Here is a 21,086-nt window from a genome sequence, read left to right on the forward strand (position 1 = left end):
ATTGCCCGCGGGGCGACGGGCTGCGCGCCGAGAAGCTCGCGCAGCCAAGGGCACCCCACAGGGAGCATCCCTTGGAACAGCGCCTCAGCCGCGCCAGATGGCCGGCCCCGGGTCCCGCTGTCGGGCCGAGGCGGGCGGGGCTCCCCCCACTCGCGGCCGCAGGGCCAACGCACACCGACAGGCCCTGGCAGGTGCGGCCCCGCGAGGCGAGTGCCAGCCCGTGCCCGGACGTACGCCCCCCACGATGCAAGCACCAACCCGTGCCCGGACGTACACGCCGCCGCGGCGCTCGCGCAGCCGAGGGCCGGGCACGGCCGAGCGGCTGGCGTCAGGCGCCCGCGCCCTCGCGGCCCCCCGCGCGGCGCGGCGCGGGGCCGGTTGACAGGCGCTCCGCTCCCAGCCGCACCCGGCCACCTGCCTGGCCCCGCGGGCCCGCGGCGGCCACGCACCTCGGCCGCGCGGCCAGGCGCACCCAGCCGGACGCGGCCAAGCACTCGCCCGCGCCCCGCCGTTATGACGTCAGGAGCGCTGCCTGGAGGAATGGCTCCAGGGCCGCTCGCCATGGCTTTGGCTGGTCGTAGTGGACCAGGTGGCTCGCGTCCGGGATTTCGGCGTATTCGCCGCGGGGGAGGACGCGGACCATCTCCTGGGCCTCTGCGCGACCCAGTTCGCCGTCGACGCCGCGGACGACGAGGGCCGGGCACTGGACCAGGGCCAGTTCCTCCCAGTGCGCGTCGTGCACCCATGTCTCACGCGACAACAGCATCTGGCGGCGGGAGAAGACCGGCCGCCAGCCGTCCGCGCGCTCCGCCATCACCTCCGCGTAGAACTCCCCACGGGACGGGCGCGGGCGCTCCAGCCAGGGGTCGTCCTCGCCGAACCACTTACGGACGTCCGCGAGCGTCGCGAAAGGCAGTGGCCAGGTCTTGAACCACTCCTCCCATTCGCGCTGCGACTGCGCGCCCAGCGCCGAGGCGCGCATGTCGCAGATGACCAGGGCCCGTACGAGGTCGGGTCGGCGGGCGGCGAGCTGCCAGGCGGTGAGGGCGCCCATGGAGTGGCCGATGAGGATGACCGGGGCGAGGTCGAGCTGTCCGATCGCGGCCTCGGCGTCGGCCACGTAAGCCTCCCGGGTGTACGGGCCGTCGGCCGGCTTCTCGCTCCGGCCGTGACCGCGCTGGTCCAGCGCGACGGCCCGGTGGCGGGCGGATAGCCAGCGGGCGGTGCCGGCCCAGTGGGAGGCACGGCCCATCAGCCCGTGCAGCAGAAGCACGCCGGGCGCCTTCTCGTCCTCCCGGCCGCCCTTCGGCGGGTCGGCGAACTCCCAGGCGGCGAGTCGCACGCCATCGGCTCCGGTCACGTCGATGCGCCGCACCATGTGTCCTGGCACCCCCAATCCTTCCGGCCGCTCCGCGTCGTTAGCTCCAGGGTCCTTGCGCACGTGCTTCCGTACATGCTCGTCGCGTACGGGGTGGAACACCTACACATTATCGAACCCCTATTCGAACGGAGGCTTCTGGCGCGCAACACCCCTCGTTCGAGTGACCACGCTCCAGGATTGACAACCGGCGCCGAGGGGAGACAGCTACCGGGAGGCGGGCCCTAAGGGGAAGGGGGCCCGCGGGGAACGACCCTGAGCGCTCGGGGCTCCGGGTCGTCGCGGGGGAACCAGGGGAGGCGGGGCCCCGGATGCCGATCGCACCGATCGCACCGGGGCCCTCGCCGGTGCTGCGGACATGACGGGCACTACGGGTGGACCAGCACCCATTCATCCACGCTCCCTCCCCAACCCCGACGAGCGAAACCCTCGAGAGCCCGCACGCCGCATGCCTCGCCACAGCGTTGCACGCGCGGGGCCCGGCCGCTGCCATTCCGCCGCCTTTTCACGGTAAACCGGAGGATTCCGGCCCGGCTCGAGGAAGCGCGTACGAGCGCGCGCGCACGCCCGTCGGCAACCCCCCGGGCCACGCAAGGGAGTTCAGTAGCCCCAGGAAGCCTCAGGGGAGTTCAAGGAACGCACAAGCCCCCGGGGAAGAGAAAGAGGAACGGCAAAGGAACGACAAGGGGCTAGGGGAAAGTGAGGGACGGTCAGCGCTTGGCCACGAACACATGCGACGCGATGTCCGCCGCCAGCTCCGCCGCCTCACCGCTGCTGCCGACCAGCACCCCGCCCGCCGACTCCGTCACGCTCACCACGGCGCCCGGCTGCACCCCGGCCCGCCGCAGCGTGTACATCAGCTGCGCGTCTGTCTGAATCGGCTCGCCGATCCGCCGCACCACCGCCGTCTTGCCCTCGGCGCCCGGGTCGAGGTCCGCCAGGCTCACCATGCCCTCGTCCAGGAACGGGTCCGCCTCGGCCTTCTCGCCCAGCTCCTCCAGGCCCGGAATCGGGTTCCCGTACGGCGACTCGGTCGGGTGCCGCAGCAGCTCCAGCACGCGGCGCTCCACCGCCTCGCTCATCACGTGTTCCCAGCGGCACGCCTCGGCGTGCACCTGCTCCCACTCCAGGCCGATCACGTCGACGAGCAGGCACTCGGCGAGCCGGTGCTTGCGCATCACGCGCGTGGCCAGCCGACGGCCCTCCTCGGTGAGCTCCAAGTGCCGGTCCCCGGCTACGGTGACCAGGCCGTCGCGCTCCATCCGCGCCACCGTCTGGCTGACCGTCGGGCCGCTCTGGTCGAGCCGCTCCGCGATCCGCGCGCGCATGGGGACCACACCTTCCTCCTCGAGCTCCAGGATGGTGCGGAGATACATCTCCGTGGTGTCGATCAGTCCGGACATGCGTGCCCCTCGAATGTGTCGTGCGGTGGCCCTGAACCCAATTCTGACGCATCCCACCGACAATCGGGCCTGGTCCGCACCACTCCGGTCGATTGCGGTATTGACACGGGACGGGTCCTGGTCCCAACGTGATCCGCGCCACCAGGTACGTACCTTTGCGCAACACCTTGGCGCGCACCCCTGCGCGCGCCGGGCCCGCACCCCCTGCACGCACCCTGCCGACCGAACGAAAGGGCCCCAGCGGCGATGAGTGAGAACAAGCTGGCCGGGCAGTTCTTCGACGCCGCCATCGAGCTGCTGCGGCGGGTCCGCGACGAGGAGGCGGAGAACATCGCCGCGGCCGGATCGCTGATCGCCGACACCGTGGCCGGCGGCGGGCGGCTCTTCGCCTTCGGCGCCGGGCACTCCTCGCTCCCCGCCCAGGACGTCGTCTACCGCGCCGGCGGCCTCGGCTTGATGAACCTGCTCGCCGTACCCGGAACCGTCGGCGTCGACGTCGTGCCCGCCACGCTCGGAAGCGCGCTGGAGCGGGTCGACGGCCTCGCGGGGGCCGTACTGGAGACCAGCCCGGCGCGATCCGGCGACCTGCTGGTGATCATCTCGCTGTCCGGGCGCAACCAGCTGCCCGTGGAGATGGCCCTGAGCGCCCGGGCGCTCGGGCTGAAGGTCATCGGCGTGACCTCGGTGGCGTACGCGGACGGCACCCGCTCCCGGCACTCCTCGGGCTCGTACCTCAAGGACCACTGCGACCTGGTCCTCGACAGCAAGATCGCGATCGGCGACGCGGAGCTGACCGCCGAGGGCGTCGACGCGCCTTTCGCGCCCGCCTCGACCGTGGTCACCAGCGCCGTCATGCAGTCCGTCATGGCCGCGGCCGCCGGCGAACTTGCCGCCCGCGGGACCACGCCGCCGCTGCTCCGCTCGGGGAACGTGGACGGCGGGCACGAGTGGAACGCGCGCGTGTTCGCGGAGTACGCCGACAGGATCTTCTTCCGGCATCAGTGACGGCGCGGGCGGCGCACAGCCGCCACGCGGTCAGTCAGCGCTTGAGCGCGGCCGGCGAGGTCAGCGCTCTCGGCGCAGTTGGCGGGCCAGGTCGAGCGCGGCTGCCACGCGGCCCGCGACCTCCTCCGCGTACGCCGCATCCGCGCGCTCGAAGGGGCGGCGTCCCGCGGACCGCAGGAAGGTCGCCACGCCCAGCGTGCGCGCCCGGCTGCGCAGCACCACGCACAGGGCGTGCACCGAGTCCTCCGGCCAATGACGCGCGCGTGCCCACTGGCGGGCCTGTTCCGCCGCCGAGCCCGCGTCCGTACGAGCACCGGCCCCAGCACCGGCGTCGGCTCGGCCGCCCGTACGACCGCCCGTCCGCCCTCCCGTACGACCCTCCGTACGGCCTTCACGGCCTTCCGTACGGCCGCCCGGGCCGGATCCGAACGGGCTGTACGCCGGGCCCGCGCTGGCCCTCACCGCGCCCGTGCGCTCGACCGCCTGCAGCGCCGGGTGCCCCTCGGCGTACCGCACGGGGATGCCGCCGGGCACGATCGGCGAGCACGGCCCGCCGCCGGTGCCCGCGGGCGTGGCCGCAGCCCGTACGAGACGGACCGGCTCGCCGTCCTTGGCGATGTCGAGCAGCGCGTGGTCGGCGAAGCCCGCGAGCGCGAAGTCGATGAAGACGGTCGCCGCCTCCATCGGGTCCTCGCAGTCGGCGGCGGTGCGGCCCGCGCGGTGCAGCTGGTTGGCGCGGAACCGCACCACCGAGCTCTCCTGCTCGAGCTGCTTGGCCTCGGTGACGTCCTGGAAGAACCAGCCGACGCCCAGTGGCACCGGCTCCTCCGCCAGCGGCGACGCGAGCCGCAGGAAGCCGCTGCGCCAGCAGCGACGCTCGCCCTCGCCCTGGGCGGCGTCGGGGGCGCGCAGCGTCACCCATACGTCGGTGGGCACGGAGGGCGGGCCTTCGGCCAGTACGTGCTGGAACGCGGTCTCCAGCTCCTCCAGGCCCTGCGACAGCAGTTCCCCCAAGGGGCGGCCGAGGACCGCCGTACGCCCGGCGCGCAGGGCGCGCGCCGCGTAGGCGTTGGCGACCGCGGGGCGCAGGTCGGCGTCGACGAGGACCGCGCCCCAGGGCGCGTCGTTGAACAGCGCCTCGCTCAGCGCGATCGAGCGCTCCAGGTCGATCTGGGCGTGCACCTCGCTGAAGGCGCAGTAGACGCCCGCCGGGCGGCCGTCGGCGCCGCGTACGCCCGCGGTCTGGGTGCGTACGAGCACCCGGCCGCCGTCCTTGGTGACCAGCGCGAAGTCGTGGACCTGGCGGCCCGGGGCCTTCATGGCGCCCAGCAGCCGGCTCTCCACTTCCTCGGCGTCCGCAGTGCGCACCGCCCAGCCGCCGAGACCGCGGCGGCCGACGGCCTCCTCGGCGGTCCAGCCGAGGATGCGCTCGGCCTCGCGGTTCCAGTGGGTGACGACGCCGTCGGCGTCGAACGCGCACAGGGCGGCGTCCATGCCGTCCAGCAGCGCGGCGAGCAGGTCGGAGTCCTCGCAGTCGGGCGGGGGCGGCGAGGGTTGCGCGGGGCCCTCGGCGCCGGAGCCTTCTGGGGTGGCGGCGCCGGTGTCCGCCGCGTCGCGGGAGTCCGCTGAGCCCGCAGCGTCGTCGGCGGCATCGGCGGATCCGGCCGGGCCATCCGGGCCCGGTCGCCCCGGCGAGCCCGCGCCGCCGGCCGGTTGGGTGGGGCCGGGAGGCCGGGAAGCAGTCACCTGGCACCTCCTGCTGGACGTGGCTGCGTGTGCTGCACGTCAGATCATTCAAGTGGAACGTGACGCAGCCCACACCGTGTTCCCGGAAATTGGCTCTACGACAAGCCTTCCCCACGATCACGCCCAGGCGCAGGGCACGTTCAGGACAGCCGCGCTTGTCCCTTCTTCGTAGCGGTCGCGGTGATCAACCCCTCTCGCGCAGCGCGATCCACCGGGCGCCGACCCCGGCCTGCTCGAATCCTCCACAAGATCATCCGGGCCCCCACCACGCGCAGCCGGACGCGGTGTCGGCGTCCGCTACCGGGTTCCTCTGAGGAGCTCGTTGCCGAGGGCGATCGTGGGAGTGGCTCGTGCTCCGGAAATGGGGTTGTGGGCGGGAGGGACGGGTGCCTAGCGTGTGGGGCACACGAGAAGGGAGGTGGTTCGGCAGATGTATGAAATCCGGACGCGTGAGGTGGCTGCGGGCTAGCGGTCCGTCGTCGCGCTCAAGCGCATCGCCGGACCAGCGCGGGAGAGATCCGCGCAGCCGGCCAATCCCAAGCAGTCACCCGACCCGCGAGCTGCCGGTACGTCCGACCGGCCCCCTTGCGCCTCTCGGCGCCGGGGACAGGCTCGCGGGTCGTCTGCGTTCGCGCCCCCGTGCGCCCCGGCCGGAGGCCGGGGTTTCGTGTTGGCGGCGCGGCTTTCCGCCCTCCGCCGACCTGCTCCGACCCGCGCTGGGCCACCGGCGGGAGGGGGTGGGGTGGGTCGGCCCCCTTCACGGCACTGAAGCGTGATTTGTGGGCCGGCTCGCCGACGGGCCGCAGACGACGAACTGCCGTGCCGGCCCGTAAATCATGCCGCCGGGAAAGGGGCCGCCCCACCGCGCCTCCGGCACCGGAGGACAAGCGAAGCTCCGGCCCCCGGACGTTTGTAGCGCCAAGGAGCCCACGGCACGGGGCGCGGGAAGACGGGGCGGAGCCCGTGGCTCCCTCCCGCTCCCGCGCGGAGCGGCCGGCCGGCGAGGCTACGGGCACAGGCGCTCCACGCGCCATGTCCCCCCGTCCGTCAGGGCGTAACGAAGGCGGTCGTGAAGGCGGTTTTCGCGGCCTTGCCAGAATTCGACCGAGTCCGGACGGACACGGTAGCCGCCCCATTCCGGGGGGACCGGAACCTGGGTGTCCGGCGGGTAGCGGTCGGCGAGTTCGCCGTAGAGGCGGTCGAGTTCCTCGCGGGAGGCGAGCATCGAGGACTGCTCGCTCGCCCACGCGCCGAGCTGCGACCCGTGCGGCCGGGTACGGAAGTACGCGGCCGTCTCGTCGCGCCCCGTCCGTTCCGCCACGCCGCTGACGACTACCTGGCGGGCGATCGGGTGCCAGGGGAAGAGCAGCGAGATCTGCGGGTTGGCGGTCAGCTCGCGACCCTTGCGCGAGCCGTAGTTCGTGTAGAAGACGAAGCCGCGCTCGTCGAACTGCTTCAGCAGCACCGTGCGGGAGCTCGGCCGTTCGGTGGCGGGGTCCGCGGTGGAGACGATCATCGCGTTCGGCTCGAAGATCCCGCTCGCCGCCGCCTCCTCGAACCAGCGGGTGAACTGCTCCATCGGCCCCGCGGCCAGATCCGCCTCCGCCAGCCCCTCCGCCCGGTAGTGCTCGCGCATGACGGCCGGGTCGAGCGCGCGCCGGGTGGGATGTTCCGGGTCCAGCCTGATGGGGTGTTCCGGGTCAACGTGTGCCACGCGCTTTATCTTGCAGCATCGTGCGGAGCGGGCATCCAGCGCCTCCGGCCCGTACGGCGGCCGTGCGACGGACCCGTACGCCAGTGCGGTACGCGCCGGTACGCGGTCGGCCTCGCGGCACTGAGTGCAGGGCGCCAATTCTGCCCGGCCTGGGTATTCGTAAACCCATCCCCACAGTGGTGGCACAGTGTGCCGCTTCTCACGCTTCCCCGCATCTACGGAACCCGCCAAAATCGTGGGCTGGGCCACTGTGGCCTCCGGGCACCGCGCGATGGCGTGTCCGGGCTGTACTGACGTGTACTGATCTGTAGGGACTCTGCATCGACCGGTGACGAACCGCCCAACCCATCGCCCCACCGAACCACCCGACCCGGGCCAGGGTGAGCACGACCTCCGCGGGGCATCACCGGGGTGACCGATAGGGACCGCCAGCCGCATCCGCCGGCCGCGTACCCGTACCGGCACCGACAACCCAGACAGCTTGGTCACAACGCAAGCACGAGCCGTTAGGCACGAGCCGCAAGCCACAAGCCAAAAGCCGCGTGTCGACCACATCATGAGGAGCCGCTGATGTCCGACTTCGTACCCGGACTCGAGGGAGTCGTCGCGTTCGAAACGGAGATCGCCGAACCCGACAAGGAAGGCGGCGCGCTCCGCTACCGAGGCGTGGACATCGAGGATCTGGTGGGTCACGTCTCCTTCGGGAACGTGTGGGGCCTGCTGGTCGACGGCAGCTTCAACCCCGGCCTGCCGCCCGCTGAGCCCTTCCCCATCCCCGTCCACTCCGGCGACATCCGCGTCGACGTGCAGTCCGCGCTCGCGATGCTCGCGCCCGTGTGGGGCCTCAAACCGCTGCTCGACATCGACGAGGCGCAGGCCCGCGACGACCTCGCCCGCGCCGCCGTCATGGCCCTGTCCTACGTCGCCCAGTCCGCGCGTGGCCAGGGCCTGCCCATGGTCCCGCAGAGGGAGATCGACAAGGCCGGGACCGTCGTCGAGCGCTTCATGAAGCGGTGGCGGGGCGAGCCGGACCCGAAGCATGTGCAGGCCGTCGACGCGTACTGGACCTCCGCCGCCGAGCACGGCATGAACGCGTCCACCTTCACGGCCCGGGTCATCGCCTCGACCGGCGCGGATGTCGCGGCGGCGCTGTCGGGCGCCGTCGGCGCCATGTCCGGGCCGCTGCACGGCGGGGCGCCGTCCCGCGTCCTCGGCATGATCGAGGAGATCGAGCGGACCGGCGACGCGACCGCGTACGTGAAGCAGGCCCTGGACAAGGGCGAGCGGCTCATGGGCTTCGGCCACCGCGTGTACCGCGCGGAGGACCCGCGGGCGCGCGTGCTGCGCCGTACGGCCAAGGAGCTGGGCGCGCCGCGCTTCGAGATCGCGGAGGCGCTGGAGCGCGCCGCACTCGAGGAGCTGCACAGCCGGCGGCCCGACCGCGTGCTGGCCACGAACGTGGAGTTCTGGGCGGCGATCGTGCTGGACTTCGCGGAGGTCCCGGCGCACATGTTCACGTCGATGTTCACCTGCGCCAGGACGGCGGGGTGGAGTGCGCACATCCTGGAGCAGAAGCGAACGGGGCGGCTGGTGCGGCCGTCGGCCCGCTACGTGGGGCCTGCGGCCCGCGATCCGCGCGAGATCGAGGGGTACGCGGACATCGCCCGCTGAGCCCCTTCCCGGGGCGCGGGCCGGATTTCCACTCCGGAGGCCGGGGAACGACTGCAGTCGTTCCCCGGCCTCCGGAGTGAGGGGATTACCTGGGGCTCCGCCCCAGACCCCGGGGCGGAGGGCCCTGGGGCCCCGCCATGGGCCGCGGGCGCGGGACCCCGGGCCGCCAGGCGCTGGATACGGACCGCCGGGCGCCGAGCGCAGGCCATCAGCCGAGCGCCAGGCCCAGGGCGTCGCCCGGCAGGGGCCGGGCCGCCAGGGCGCTGGAACGCGTGCCGCCAGGCGCCAGGCCCAGGCCATCGACCGGCGGGCCGGGCCGCCAGGGCACTGGATACGAGGCGCCGGGCGCCAGGCCCAAGTCATCAGCTGAACGCCAGGCCCAAGGCGTCGCCCGGCGGGGGCCGGGCCGCCGGGGCGCTGGAACGCGTGCCGCCGGGCGACAGGCCCAAGTCGTCAGCCGGGCGCCAGGCCCAGGCCATCGACCCCGGGCGCCGGGCCCCCGGGCGATGAACACGGGGCGCCGGGCGACAGGTCCAGGTCGTCGACGGGCGGGGGCCAGGTTGTCCGGGCGTTGGGTGCAGGCGGTCGGCCGCCCGGGTCCAAGTCGTCACGCGCCGGGCGCCGGGCGCGAGCCGTCAGTCCGGCGGGCGGCGGGAGATCACGGAGCGGGGTTCAGGGCCGCGTCGAGGATGCGGGCCCATTGCTCGACTACGCGGGCGCGGCGGGGCGCGTCGTCCGTCAGGAGGTTGGCGAGGCCCAGGCCGCGGGCCATGTCCAGCAGGCCCTGGACGGTCTCGCGTACGCCCGGCCGGGCCTCGTCCGCGCCGAGCAGCTGCACCGCCAGCCGGTGCGTCTCGCGTCCGACCCTGGCCTCCAGCGCGGTCACCCGCTCCCGCAGCCCCTCCTCCTCCGGCGCGTTCGAGGCCGCGACCCACAGCTGGAGCGCCGCCCGGAAGAGCGGGCCCGTGTAGAGGTCGACGAGCTCCTCGACGATCATCCAGGTGCGAGCGACGGAGCCGGGCGGCGGCAGGTCGCGGGTGAACGCCCGCAGCGCGCCCGACCGCTTCTCCGCCACGTACTCGACCGCCGCCGTGAACAGGTCCTCGCGCGTGGGGAAATGGTGCTGGGCCGCGCCGCGGGAGACCCCGGCCCGCTCGGCGACGACGGACACCGTGGAGCCCGCCCAGCCGTACTCGGCCAGGCAGGCCACCGCCGCCTCCAGCAGCCGCTGCCGGGTGGCCCTGCTGCGGTCCTGCTTGGGGTCGCGTACGGCCGCCCGGCCGGTCACCGTGCCCATGCCGGATCCCGCCGTTCCAGGAAGGCCGTCATGCCCTCGCGTGCCTCGCCGGAGGCGAAGAGGCGGGCGGAGAGCTCGGCCAGCGCCTCCGTGTCCCGGTCGAAGGAGCGCAGCACGCGCGCGGTGGTGAGCCGCTTGGACTCCGCCAGGCCCTGAGGGGAGGCCCGGCGCAGGCCGTCGAGTACGGGTTCCAGGACCGCGTCCACGTCCTTCACGTCGTCCGCGGCGAGCGTGATGAGCCCGATACGGGCCGCCTCCGCCGCGTCGAAGCGCTCCCCCGTGAGGTAGTAGCGGCCGACGGCGCGCGGGTCGAGGCGGGGCAGCAGCGGCAGCGAGATCACCGCGGGCGCGAGGCCGAGCCGCGCCTCGGTGAAGGCGAAGCTCGCCCCGGGCCCGGCCGCCGCGATGTCGCAGGCCCCCAACAGGCCGAGACCACCGGCCCGTACATGGCCGGTCACCCGTGCGACGACGGGCTTCGGCAGCTCGATGATGCTGCGGAGGAGGCGCGCGAGCCCCATCGGCCCGTTCGCGGAGGGACCCTGACCGCTCGCCTCGTTCCCGCCGCTCGCCTCGCTCCCGCCGCTCACCCCGCTCCGACCGCTCGCCTCGCTCAGGTCCGCGCCCGCGCAGAACGTTCCGCCGGTGTGGGTCAGCACCACCGCCCGCGTCGCCTCGTCCTTCGCCGCCGCCTCCAGGCCCTCGTACAACTCGGCCAGGAGGCGGGCCGACAGCGCGTTGCGGTTGTGCGGCGAGTCGAGGGTGAGCGTGGTGATGCCGCGCTCGCGGTGGCGGCGCACCAGCGGCGGCCCCGCCGCGTCCGTGCCCGCCTCCGTCACGGTGCCGTTCGTCATGAGGGCGCTGAACTCCTTTCCCGGTCCCGCAGTTCGCGCCGGAGTATCTTGCCGCTCGCGGCGCGCGGCACCGCGTCCAGGAACTCGACCCGGCGCACCTTCTTGTACGGCGCGACCCGCTCGGCAACGTACGCCATGACCTCAGCGTCCGTGAGCGCCGCCCCCTGCTGCGGGACGACGTACGCCTTGGGCACCTCGTTGCCGTCGCCGTCCACGACCCCGATGACGGCCGCGTCGGCGATCCGCTCGTGGGTGAGGAGGACGGCCTCCAGGTCGGCTGGCGCGACCTGGTAACCCTTGTATTTGATGAGCTCCTTGACCCGGTCGACCACGAACAGCCAGCCGTCGGCGTCGACCCGCCCCACGTCCCCGGTGTGCAGCCAGCCGTCCGCGTCGATCATCGCGTCGGTGGCGTCCGGGCGGCCCAGGTAGCCCTTCATGACCTGCGGGCCGCGGATGAGGATCTCGCCCTTCTCGCCCGGGCCGAGGTCCCGCGCCGGGTCGTCCAGGCCGGTGATCCGCATCTCGGTGTTCGGGACCAGCTTGCCGACCGTCCCCGGAGGCGGGTTCTGCGCGCCGCGCGGGACCGCGTGCGTGCCCGGGGAGAGTTCGGTCATCCCGTACGCCTGCATGACCGGCGGCAGCCCGAGGCGGCGCGAGCACGCCTCGGCGAGCTCCGCGTCCAGCGGTGCGGCCGCGCTGACGATGTACTCGAGCGAGGACAGGTCGTGGCCGTCGACGGCCGGGTGCTTGGCGAGCGCCAGCACGATGGGCGGCGCCACGTAGAGGGCGTTGACCCGGTGCTTCTCGATGGCGGCCAGGAACTGTCCGAGGTCGAAGCGAGGCAGCACGACGACGGTGGAGCCGTTGCGCAGCGGGGCGTTCATCAGAGCCGCGATGCCGTAGATGTGGAAGAACGGCAGGACGGCGAGGGTGCGGTCGCCCGGGCCGCTGGGAATCAGGCTGTAGAGCTGAGCGAGATTGGTGGCGATGCTGCGGTGGGTGAGCATCACGCCCTTGGGGGTGCCGGTGGTGCCGGAGGAGTACGGGAGGGCGGCCAGGTCCTCACCGGGGTCGATGGCGACCTCCGGCTCCGGCGCCGTCGAGGCGAGCATCTCCTCCACGGAGCGGTGTCCCTCGGCCCTGTCGCAGACGAAGATCTCCCGGACGCCGCCCGCCTGTTCCGCCGCCTTGCGGGCCGTGTCGAGCAGTGCGGAGACGGTGACGATCCAGCGCGCCGCGCAGTCGCGGAGCTGCTTGGCGAACTCCTCGGCTGTGGCGAGCGGGTGGACGGTGGTCACGACGGCCCCCGCGCGCGTGGCCCCGTAGAAGACCGCCGGGTAAAGGATCGTGTTGGGGCTGTGCAGGGCGAGCACGTCTCCCTTACGGACGCCGGTCTCGGCGAGCGCGGCCGCGATCCGGCGGGTGAAGCCGTCGAGCCGGGCGTGGCTCAGGGTGGTGCCGTCGAGGCCGTCGATCAGGGCGGGCAGCTCGCCGTACTCGGCGGCCCGGCCGAGTACGGCGTCGTGGACGGGGAGGTCGACGGCGGGGACATCGGCGTACTCGCTGCGCAGCACCATGGCGATCCCTTTCGACGCGGAGCCGGTGGACGCACCAGAATCCCTGTTCTAGTACGACTTGGGGAGTCCCAGGGACTGGTGGGACACGAAGTTGAGGATCATCTCGCGGCTGACGGGCGCGATACGGGCCACGCGCGAGGCGGTGATCATCGTGGCGAGGCCGTACTCGCGGGTGAGGCCGTTGCCGCCGAGCGTGTGCACCGCCTGGTCAACGGCCCTGACCGCGGCCTCCGCCGCCGCGTACTTGGCCATGTTCGCGGCCTCGCCCGCGCCCATGTCGTCGCCCGCGTCGTAGAGATGGGCTGCCTTCTGCGTCATCAGGCCGGCCAGCTCGAGCTCGATGTGCGCCTGCGCGAGGGGGTGGGCGATGGCCTGGTGGGCGCCGATCGGGTCCTTCCACACGGTGCGGGTGCGGGCGTAGTCGACCGCCTGGGCCAGCGCGTGGCGGCCCATCCCGAGGGCGAAGGCGGCGGTCATGATGCGCTCGGGGTTGAGCCCGGCGAAGAGCTGGAGGAGCCCGGCGTCCTCGTCCCCGACGAGAGCGTCGGCGGGAAGCCGTACGTCGTCGAGTACGAGCTCGAACTGCTTCTCCGGCGCGGAGACTTCCATGTCGATCGGGCGGAACCCGAATCCGGGTGCTCCGCGGTCCACGATGAACAGACACGGCTTGAGCCTGCCGGTACGGGCATCCTCGGTGCGGCCGACGATCAGCGTCGCGTCGGCGATGTCCACGCCGGAGATGAAGACCTTGCGGCCGGTGAGCAGCCAGTCGGCGTCGTCGCCGGTGCCGTCGCGGCGGGCGGTGGTGGTGATGCGGTGGGAGTTGGATCCGGCGTCGGGCTCGGTGATACCGAAGGCCATCCTGCGGCTGCCGTCGGCGAATCCCGGCAGCCACTGCCGCTTCTGCTCCTCCGTGCCGAATCGGGCGATGACGGTCCCGCAGATGGCGGGCGAGACGACCATCATGAGCAGCGGACAGCCGGCGGCGCCGAGCTCCTCGAGCACGATGGCGAGCTCGGCTATTCCGCCGCCCCCGCCGCCGTACTCCTCGGGGAGATTCACCCCGAGGTAGCCGAGCTTCGCGGCCTCGGCCCACAGCTCGTTGGTGTGCCTGCCCTCGCGGGTGACGGCCGCGAAGTACTCGCGGCCGTAGCGCGCGCCGAGCGCGGCCACGGCGGCGCGCAGCGCCGTGTGCTCTTCGGTCTCGACGACGGGGGTGCCAGTGCTCATGACGGGTCCTCCTGTACGGCCTGTACGACGGCGAGCAGGGCGCCGACTTCGACCTGGCGGCCTGGGGCGGCGTGGAGCGCGGTGAGGGTGCCGGAGGCGGGCGCGGAGATGCGGTGCTCCATCTTCATCGCCTCCAGCCAGAGCAGGGGTTGACCAGCGGCGATCGTGTCGCCTACCGAGACTTCCGCGACCCGGACGACCGTCCCGGGCATGGGCGCGAGCAGCGAGCCGGGCTCGGTGTGGGCGGTGGGATCGGGAAAGCGGGGGAGGGCGGTCAGAGTGACCGCGCCGAGCGGGGAGTCGACGTGGATACGGGTCCCGTAGGCGGCAACGTCGAAGTCCCGCAGCACTCCCTCCACTTCCAGGACGACGCGCTCGGGCTCGGCGGCGACCAGCCGCACGCCCGGGAAGCCGTCGGCCGCCAGGCCGTCCCGGGTGAGGCGGTAGCGGATCTCGTACGCGGTGCCGTCCGGCTCTGAGCGGTAGGTCTTGGACTGCGGCTGGGACGGGACGTTGCGCCAGCCGCCCAGCCGCGAAGCCAACGTGCTACGAGTGCCGCTTGCGCCCGGCGACGATGCGCCAGCCCCGGTGTGGACTTCCGTTTCGTTCGCGCGTGCGGGCCGGTGGTCGGGGTGTGCCCACCCTCCCCCATAGCCTGAACGGCATGGGGGTACCCCCATCGCCCTGGCGGAACGACTGCCCACAACCCTTGCCCCCACGGCGTCCGCAAAGGCGGCGGCCAGCGCCGCGAGTCGCGCGACAGCGGCGGCCCCGTCCGAGCTCACCGTCAGCTCACCCAGACGGCTCTCCAGCCACCCCGTATCGACCTGGCCATCCACGAACTCCGGGTGCCGGAGCACGCGTACCAGCAGGTCGCGGTTGGTCACCGGGCCGTGGATACGGGCGCGCTCCAGGGCGTGGGCGAGCTTGCGTACCGCCTCCGCCCGGGTCGGGGCCCAGGCGATGAACTTCGCGAGCATCGGGTCGTAGTGGACGCCGATCTCGTCCCCGTCCGCGTAACCCGAGTCGACCCGCAGTCCGGCGTCCACGCCCGCCGGGTGCGCACGGGAGGCGGCGGGGTCGGAGGGGTAGGGGTCCTGGAAGCTTGGGGTCCCCCCTGACGAAGGCAAGGGGAGTATTTGTGGGCCGCTATACGTTCCAGGAGCCCTGCCCCGGAGGCCCCGGCGCCGGACCCACGACGCACCCGCCACGGCGAAGCGGTGCAGCACCCCCGTCTGCGGCTGCCAGCCCCGGGCCGGGTCCTCGGCGTAGAGGCGGGCCTCCACGGCGTGGCCGGCCGGCTCCGGCGGCTCGGCGGGGAGCTTCCCGCCCTCTGCCACACGCAGCTGCAGCGCAACCAGGTCGAGCCCGGACACCGCCTCCGTCACCGGGTGTTCGACCTGCAGCCGGGTGTTCATCTCGAGGAAGTACGGGCGCCCGTCCTCCGAGACCAGGAACTCGACCGTGCCCGCGCCCGTATAGCCGATCGCGCGAGCGGCACCCGCGGCCGACTCGTGCAGCGTGCGCCGCAGATCGTCGGCGAGGCCCGGCGCCGGGGCCTCCTCGACGACCTTCTGGTGGCGGCGCTGCAGGGAGCAGTCGCGGGTGCCGAGTGCCCACACCGTCCCGTGCGTGTCGGCCAGGATCTGCACCTCGACATGGCGGCCCCGCTCGACGTACGGCTCGGCGAAGACCTCGCCGTCGCCGAACGCCGAGGCCGCCTCCGCGGACGCGGCGCGCAACTCGCCGTCCAGAGCGGTGAGTTCCCGCACCACCCGCATGCCGCGCCCGCCACCCCCCGCCGCCGCCTTCACCAGCAGCGGCAGGTCCGCCTCGGTGACCCGTGCCGGGTCGACGGGGGTGAGGAGCGGCACCCCTGCCTCCCTCATCAGCGTCTTCGCCCGCGTCTTGGAGGCCATCGCCTCGATCGCCGCGGGCGGCGGGCCGATCCACAGCAGGCCCGCGTCGAGGACGGCACGCGCGAACTCCGCGTTCTCGGAGAGGAACCCGTAGCCGGGGTGGACGGCGTCCGCACCCGCCGCGAGGGCGGCCTTGACGATCAGGTCGCCGCGCAGATACGTGTCGGCGGGCGCGCTGCCGGGAAGGCGTACGGCCGCGTCCGCCTCCCGTACATGCAGCGCCCCGGCGTCCGCGTCCGAGTACACCGCGACCGTCCCGACCCCCAGCTCGCGGCAGGTGCGGAAGACCCGGCAGGCGATCTCGCCCCGGTTGGCGACAAGGACGGACTGGATCACGGGCTGGATCACGGACTGGATCACTGTCACGGGAAGAACCCTCACATCCGGAAGACGCCGAAGCCGCCACGCGCACCCTCGACCGGCGCGCTGTGGATCGCGGACAGGCACAGGCCGAGCACGGTGCGGGTGTCGCGCGGGTCGATGACCCCGTCGTCGTACAGCCGCCCGGACAGGAACATGGGCAGCGACTCGGACTCGATCTGCTGCTCCACCATGGCGCGCAGTGCCGCGTCCGCCTCCTCGTCGTACGGCTGCCCCTTGGCCACCGCCGACTCCCTGGCGACGATCGACAGCACGCCCGCGAGCTGCTGCGGCCCCATCACCGCCGACTTGGCGCTGGGCCAGGCGAAGAGGAAGCGGGGGTCGTACGCGCGCCCGCACATGCCGTAGTGCCCGGCCCCGTACGACGCGCCCATCAGCACGGACAGATGGGGCACGCGCGAGTTCGACACCGCGTTGATCATCATCGCGCCGTGCTTGATGATGCCGCCCTGCTCGTACTCCCTGCCGACCATGTAGCCGGTGGTGTTGTGCAGGAAGACCAGGGGGATGTCGCGCTGGTTGGCGAGCTGGATGAACTGGGCGGCCTTCTGCGACTCCGCGCTGAAGAGGACGCCCTGCGCGTTGGCGAGGATCCCGACCAAGTAGCCGTGCAGCGTCGCCCATCCCGTCACCAGGCTCGGCCCGTACAGCGGCTTGAACTCGTCGAAGTCCGAGGCGTCCGCGATCCGGGCGATGACCTCGCGCGGGTCGAAGGGGATCTTCAGGTCGCCTGGAACGATGCCGAGGAGCTCGTCCTCGTCGTACTTGGGCGGCTCGGCCGGGCCCGGATCGGGGTGTGCCTTGCGCCAGTTGAGCCGGGCGACCACCCGCCGCGCCTGCCGCAGCGCGTCGGGCTCGTCGAGCGCGAAGTAGTCGGCGAGCCCGGAGGTGCGGGCGTGCATCTCGGCTCCGCCGAGGGACTCGTCGTCGCTCTCCTCGCCGGTGGCCATCTTGACCAGCGGCGGGCCGCCGAGAAAGACCTTCGAACGCTCCTTGACCATGATCACGTGGTCGGACATGCCGGGTATGTATGCCCCGCCGGCCGTGGAGTTGCCGAAGACGACGGCGATGGTGGGGATCCCGGCGGCGGAGAGCCGGGTGAGGTCCTTGAACAGCGCCCCGCCCGGGATGAAGATCTCCTTCTGGCTCGGCAGATCGGCCCCGCCGGACTCGACCAGGCTGACCACCGGGAGGCGGTTGGCGTACGCGATCTCGTTCGCGCGGAGCGCCTTCTTCAGCGTCCACGGGTTGCTGGCCCCACCGCGTACGGTCGGGTCGCTGGCCGTGATCAGGCACTCGACGCCCTCGATGACGCCGATGCCGGTGACGATGGAGGCCCCGACCCGGTAGTCGCTCCCCCAGGCGGCGAGCGGCGACAGCTCCAGGAAGGGCGTGTCGGGGTCGAGCAGCAGCTCGATGCGCTCGCGGGCGAGGAGTTTGCCGCGCTTGCGGTGGCGGGCGACGTACTTCTCGCCGCCGCCCGCGATGGCCTTGGCGTGCTCGGCCTCCAGCTCGGCGAGCTTGGCGAGCATCGCCTCGCGGTGGGCGGCGTAGTCGGCGCCGGTCGTGTCCACGGCGGACCCGAGCACGGTCACCGCGTCCCCTCCGGGGAGGAAGAGCAGTGGACACACGCCCGCCCCCCTGCCGACACCTTCGTCATGTGTCCGTGCTTCACGAGATCGTCCCTTCGTCGAGTGGGAGTCCGCGGCTGCCGCCCTCTCCTGCTGCCGCCAAAAGGGCTTCCGGAATGGGGAGGTGTCGGCCGCGCAGCCACTCGGCCAGGCCCTTGGCCTGCGGGTCGAAGCGGTGCTGGGCCGCCACCCCCTCGCCGAGCAGCCCTTCGACCACGAAGTTCAGCGCGCGCAGGTTCGGCAGGACGTGACGGGTGACCGGCAAGTCCATGGCTTCCGGGATGAGTTCGCGGAAGGTGTCGGCGGTCAGGGCGTGGGCCAGCCAGCGCCAGGCGTCGTCCGACCGGGCCCACACTCCGACGTTCGCGCTGCCGCCCTTGTCGCCGCTGCGGGCGCCCGCGACGAGGCCGAGCGGCGCGCGGCGGGCCGGGCCCGACGGCAACGGCTCGGGCAGCGGCGGCTGTTCGGGCCCGGCGAGCTCGCGCGTGGCCTGGGGCGGCGGTACGGAGACCCGGCTGCCGTCCGGCAGCACCGCCGTATGGGAGACGGCCGCCGCATCCACGTACGTCGCCTCGAAGACGCCGTACGGGGCGCCCTTGCCGGGTGGGGCCGTGAGGTGGAAGCCGGGGTAGCTGGCCAGGCCCAGCTCGACGGCCGCGCTGCTCACCGCCCTGCCGACCGCCTCCGGGTCGGAGTCGCGGACGACGAGGCGCAGCAGCGCGCTCGCCTCCTCCTCGGCCGGCGCGTCGGCCCGGTCCGTACGGGCCAGCGTCCACCGCACCTCGGCCGGGCGGCGTTTGGCCAGCGCCGACTCCATCTGATCCCGTACGAGCGCGGCTTTGGCCTCGATGCCGAGGCCGGTGAGGACGAAGACGATCTCGTTGCGCCAGCCGCCGATGCGGGTGAGGCCGGCCTTGAGGGTCGGGGGCGGCGCCTCGCCCCGTACCCGGCCTATGCGGACCCGGTCCGGGCCGTCCTGGGTCAGCCGTACGGAGTCGAGGCGCGCGGTCACGTCGGGCCCGGCGTACCGGGCGCCCGACGTCTCGTAGAGCAGCTGCGCGGTGACGGTGCCGACGGTCACGGCGCCGCCGGTGTCCGGGTGCTTGGTGATGACGGAGGAGCCGTCGGGGTGCAGCTCGGCGAGCGGGAAGCCGGGGCGGCGCACGTCGTGGTCGGTGAAGAAAGCGTAGTTGCCGCCGGTGGCCTGGGTTCCGCACTCCAGGACGTGCCCGGCGACGACGGCTCCGGCGAGCGCGTCCCAGTCGTCGGCCGCCCAGCCGAAGTGCGCGGCCGCGGGACCGGTGACGAGGGCGGCGTCGGTGACCCTGCCGGTGACGACGACGTCCGCGCCGGCGCGCAGGCAGGCGGCGATCCCGGCGCCGCCGAGGTAGGCGTTGGCGGTGAGGACGCCGGGGCCCCAGTCGCGGTACGGGCGCGGGTGCGGGTCCCGGCCCGTGTGCGGGTCCCGGGCCGGATCCGGGTACCGGCCCGGGTCCGGGTCGCGTAGCAGGTCGTCGCCCTCGACGTGGGCGACGCGTACGGGAACGCCGACGCGGTCCGCCAAATCCCGGATGGCGTCGGCCAGTCCGGCCGGGTTGAGCCCGCCCGCATTGGTGACGATCTTGACGCCCCGGTCGACGGCCAGACCGAGACCGTCCTCGAGCTGGCGGAGGAAGGTCTTGGCGTAGCCGAGCCTGGGGTCCTTCGCGCGGTCGCGGCCGAGGATGAGCATGGTCAGCTCGGCGAGGTAGTCCCCGGTGAGGACGTCGAGCGGCCCGCCGGTGAGCATCTCGCGTACGGCGTCGAAGCGGTCGCCGTAGAAGCCGGAGGCGTTGCCGATGCGGAGGGGGGCGTGGTGCGCGGTGGTCCGGGCGGGGGTCATGCGCCGGCCTCGGCCGTGGAGCCGTGGTCGGGGTTGGCGGGATTGCCGGGGTTGCCGCGCTCGGCGGAGTTGCCGGGGTTGCCGGACCCGGCGAGGTTACCGGGGCTACCGGACCCGGCGGGGTTACCGGGGTTGCCAGACCCAGTGGGGTCACCGGGGTTGCCTGGCCTACGGCTGTCGCCCGGCTTGCGGCCTTGGCCGGGCGGTCCTGCGAAGGCCTGGGCGATGTCGAGCCAGCGGTCGGCGTCCGGCCCATCGGCACGTACGGCCAGGTCGGCGCGGTGGCCGCGCTGCGTGACGAGCAGGCAGAAGTCGAGAGCAGGCCCGGTGACACGCTGCGAGGCGTCGGCCGGGCCGTAAGTCCACGACGAGCCGTCGGGTGCGTTCAGTTCGATCCGGAACTGGTCGGTGGGCGGGGTCAGACCGCGTACGAGATACGCGTAGTCCCGGGCCCGTACCCCGATCCGGGCGACGTGGCGCAGCCGCGGGGTGGGAGCCCGGTGGACGCCGAGCGCGTCGGCGATGTCCTGGCCGTGCGCCCAGGTCTCCATCAGCCGCCCGGTCGCCATGGATGCGACGCTCATGGACGTCGCGAACCAGGGCATCCGTACCTCCCACGGGTGCTCGGACAGCGCCCACTGCACCGCCAGGCGGCTGTCCCGCCAGCGCTCCAGCAGCTCGGCGGGCGGCTGTTCGGCACCGCGCCGGGCGGCCTCGTCGACGAAGGTGTCAGGGGAGGCCAGCGCCTTCTCCGCCTGGATGGCGAAGCCCTCGGGGTCGGTGGCGGAGCTCACCGCCTGCTCGTCCGTCCAGGCGAGGTGCGCGATCTGGTGGGCGATGGTCCAGCCGGGGGCCGGGGTGGGCGTCACCCACGCCCCGGGTTCCAGCCCGGCGACGAGCCGGTCGAGCTCCTCGCCTTCGGCGTACAGATCGTCGATCACGGCTCCGGGATCGGCCACGGTGCGCTCCCCCCTCTTCAGCTTCTGCTGTCCTACGGGAATGGCACATTGACGTTGCGTCAGTCGGCGTCGGCAGAGCGAGGCGATGCCGACTGACGCCGTCGATGGGCAGCAGCGTGGCAGCAGCCGAAGAAACAAGCAAGCGTGCTTGCATGATTATTTTGTGCGGGCGTTGGGGGGTGGGGCGGGCCCCGGGGAGGGGCGGCTTGCGGCTTCGCGCCGCGGGGGGCATCCGGCTCGGCCGTCCTGCGCTTTCGTCTCGCGCCTCCGGCGCAAGGCGGCGGGCTATGGGAGGGTCTGGGCCGGTTCGCGGTTTGGCGGGCCTGTGGGTGGCTTTCGCATCCCCTCATGCAGGGCGGCATTGGAAGGGGTACGCCCTCTGCGAATTAGTTGCGAAATACTTGCCTGATCAATTAATTCCGAAAGGGGTAGCCTACGA

13 protein-coding genes and 1 pseudogene are annotated in these 21,086 nt (G+C 73.1%); 2 read left to right on the forward strand and 12 right to left on the reverse strand.

Translation table 11 applies throughout. From position 1 onward, the window contains the following. Window positions 1–511: 511 nt before the first annotated feature. Both ACTWP8_RS24055 and ACTWP8_RS24060 read right to left on the reverse strand, forming a co-directional pair. Entirely contained in the window at window positions 512–1,378 is an 867-nt protein-coding gene (locus tag ACTWP8_RS24055) for an alpha/beta fold hydrolase (protein WP_443324271.1), read from the reverse strand. Between the two features lie 710 nt (window positions 1,379–2,088). Beyond that, the gene (locus ACTWP8_RS24060) at window positions 2,089–2,781 is read right to left on the reverse strand and encodes a metal-dependent transcriptional regulator (protein WP_443314402.1); all 693 of its coding nucleotides are present in this window, start codon (window positions 2,779–2,781) and stop codon (window positions 2,089–2,091) included. 246 nt (window positions 2,782–3,027) lie between these two features. On the opposite strand from ACTWP8_RS24060, the gene ACTWP8_RS24065 reads away from it, so the two are divergent. Then, window positions 3,028–3,786 (forward strand): SIS domain-containing protein, encoded by a 759-nt coding sequence (locus ACTWP8_RS24065; RefSeq protein ID WP_443324209.1) that lies wholly within the window; start codon window positions 3,028–3,030, stop codon window positions 3,784–3,786. A 60-nt stretch (window positions 3,787–3,846) separates the two neighbouring features. Here ACTWP8_RS24065 and ACTWP8_RS24070 read toward each other — a convergent pair whose 3' ends face one another. Then, window positions 3,847–5,532, reverse strand: coding sequence for a PAS domain-containing protein (locus ACTWP8_RS24070; protein ID WP_443324210.1), 1,686 nt, complete (start codon window positions 5,530–5,532; stop codon window positions 3,847–3,849). Between the two features lie 1,006 nt (window positions 5,533–6,538). Further along, window positions 6,539–7,168, reverse strand: coding sequence for a pyridoxamine 5'-phosphate oxidase (gene pdxH / locus ACTWP8_RS24075; RefSeq protein WP_443324272.1), 630 nt, complete (start codon window positions 7,166–7,168; stop codon window positions 6,539–6,541). A gap of 648 nt (window positions 7,169–7,816) precedes the next feature. Here pdxH and ACTWP8_RS24080 point away from each other — a divergent pair. After that, a complete protein-coding gene (locus tag ACTWP8_RS24080; RefSeq protein WP_443324211.1) occupies window positions 7,817–8,917 on the forward strand; it encodes a citrate synthase 2 in 1,101 nt (366 codons plus the stop codon). A gap of 658 nt (window positions 8,918–9,575) precedes the next feature. On the opposite strand, the gene ACTWP8_RS24085 is transcribed toward ACTWP8_RS24080, so the two are convergent. From ACTWP8_RS24085 to ACTWP8_RS24120, 8 genes and pseudogenes are all read right to left on the reverse strand, one after another. Continuing rightward, window positions 9,576–10,214, reverse strand: coding sequence for a TetR/AcrR family transcriptional regulator (locus tag ACTWP8_RS24085; protein WP_443314405.1), 639 nt, complete (start codon window positions 10,212–10,214; stop codon window positions 9,576–9,578). After that, window positions 10,202–11,065, reverse strand: coding sequence for an enoyl-CoA hydratase family protein (locus ACTWP8_RS24090; protein WP_443324212.1), 864 nt, complete (start codon window positions 11,063–11,065; stop codon window positions 10,202–10,204). Before ACTWP8_RS24090 ends, ACTWP8_RS24085 begins: the two co-directional genes overlap by 13 nt. Beyond that, a complete protein-coding gene (locus ACTWP8_RS24095; RefSeq protein ID WP_443324213.1) occupies window positions 11,062–12,645 on the reverse strand; it encodes a 4-coumarate--CoA ligase family protein in 1,584 nt (527 codons plus the stop codon). The genes ACTWP8_RS24090 and ACTWP8_RS24095 overlap by 4 nt, the downstream gene beginning before the upstream one ends. A gap of 48 nt (window positions 12,646–12,693) precedes the next feature. Further along, on the reverse strand, window positions 12,694–13,875 hold the full coding sequence (locus ACTWP8_RS24100; RefSeq protein WP_443324214.1) for an acyl-CoA dehydrogenase family protein: 1,182 nt from the start codon (window positions 13,873–13,875) through the stop codon (window positions 12,694–12,696). Further along, window positions 13,872–16,130, reverse strand: coding sequence for an ATP-binding protein (locus tag ACTWP8_RS24105; protein ID WP_443324273.1), 2,259 nt, complete (start codon window positions 16,128–16,130; stop codon window positions 13,872–13,874). Before ACTWP8_RS24105 ends, ACTWP8_RS24100 begins: the two co-directional genes overlap by 4 nt. A gap of 41 nt (window positions 16,131–16,171) precedes the next feature. Further along, window positions 16,172–17,770: an acyl-CoA carboxylase subunit beta gene (locus tag ACTWP8_RS24110; protein ID WP_443324274.1), complete on the reverse strand. Its 1,599-nt coding sequence runs from the start codon at window positions 17,768–17,770 to the stop codon at window positions 16,172–16,174. Window positions 17,771–17,846: 76 nt separating this feature from the next. Then, window positions 17,847–19,688: an acyclic terpene utilization AtuA family protein gene (locus ACTWP8_RS24115; protein ID WP_443324215.1), complete on the reverse strand. Its 1,842-nt coding sequence runs from the start codon at window positions 19,686–19,688 to the stop codon at window positions 17,847–17,849. A 179-nt stretch (window positions 19,689–19,867) separates the two neighbouring features. Continuing rightward, a pseudogene (locus ACTWP8_RS24120) lies at window positions 19,868–20,647 on the reverse strand (TIGR03084 family metal-binding protein); the annotation flags it as partial. Between the last annotated feature and the right edge of the window lie 439 nt (window positions 20,648–21,086).

The organism is Streptomyces sp. 7N604 (assembly GCF_052245475.1).
Classification (GTDB): domain Bacteria; phylum Actinomycetota; class Actinomycetes; order Streptomycetales; family Streptomycetaceae; genus Streptomyces.

Bases quoted from the DNA above. Each gene is read 5' to 3' on its own strand.
- ACTWP8_RS24055 (WP_443324271.1), bottom strand. From the start codon at position 1,378: ATGGTGCGGCGCATCGACGTGACCGGAGCCGATGGCGTGCGACTCGCC.
- ACTWP8_RS24060 (WP_443314402.1), bottom strand. From the start codon at position 2,781: ATGTCCGGACTGATCGACACCACGGAGATGTATCTCCGCACCATCCTG.
- ACTWP8_RS24095 (WP_443324213.1), bottom strand. From the start codon at position 12,645: ATGGTGCTGCGCAGCGAGTACGCCGATGTCCCCGCCGTCGACCTCCCC.
- ACTWP8_RS24065 (WP_443324209.1), top strand. From the start codon at position 3,028: ATGAGTGAGAACAAGCTGGCCGGGCAGTTCTTCGACGCCGCCATCGAG.
- ACTWP8_RS24100 (WP_443324214.1), bottom strand. From the start codon at position 13,875: ATGAGCACTGGCACCCCCGTCGTCGAGACCGAAGAGCACACGGCGCTG.
- ACTWP8_RS24085 (WP_443314405.1), bottom strand. From the start codon at position 10,214: ATGGGCACGGTGACCGGCCGGGCGGCCGTACGCGACCCCAAGCAGGAC.
- ACTWP8_RS24080 (WP_443324211.1), top strand. From the start codon at position 7,817: ATGTCCGACTTCGTACCCGGACTCGAGGGAGTCGTCGCGTTCGAAACG.
- pdxH (WP_443324272.1), bottom strand. From the start codon at position 7,168: ATGCGCGAGCACTACCGGGCGGAGGGGCTGGCGGAGGCGGATCTGGCC.
- ACTWP8_RS24090 (WP_443324212.1), bottom strand. From the start codon at position 11,065: ATGACGAACGGCACCGTGACGGAGGCGGGCACGGACGCGGCGGGGCCG.
- ACTWP8_RS24115 (WP_443324215.1), bottom strand. From the start codon at position 19,688: ATGACCCCCGCCCGGACCACCGCGCACCACGCCCCCCTCCGCATCGGC.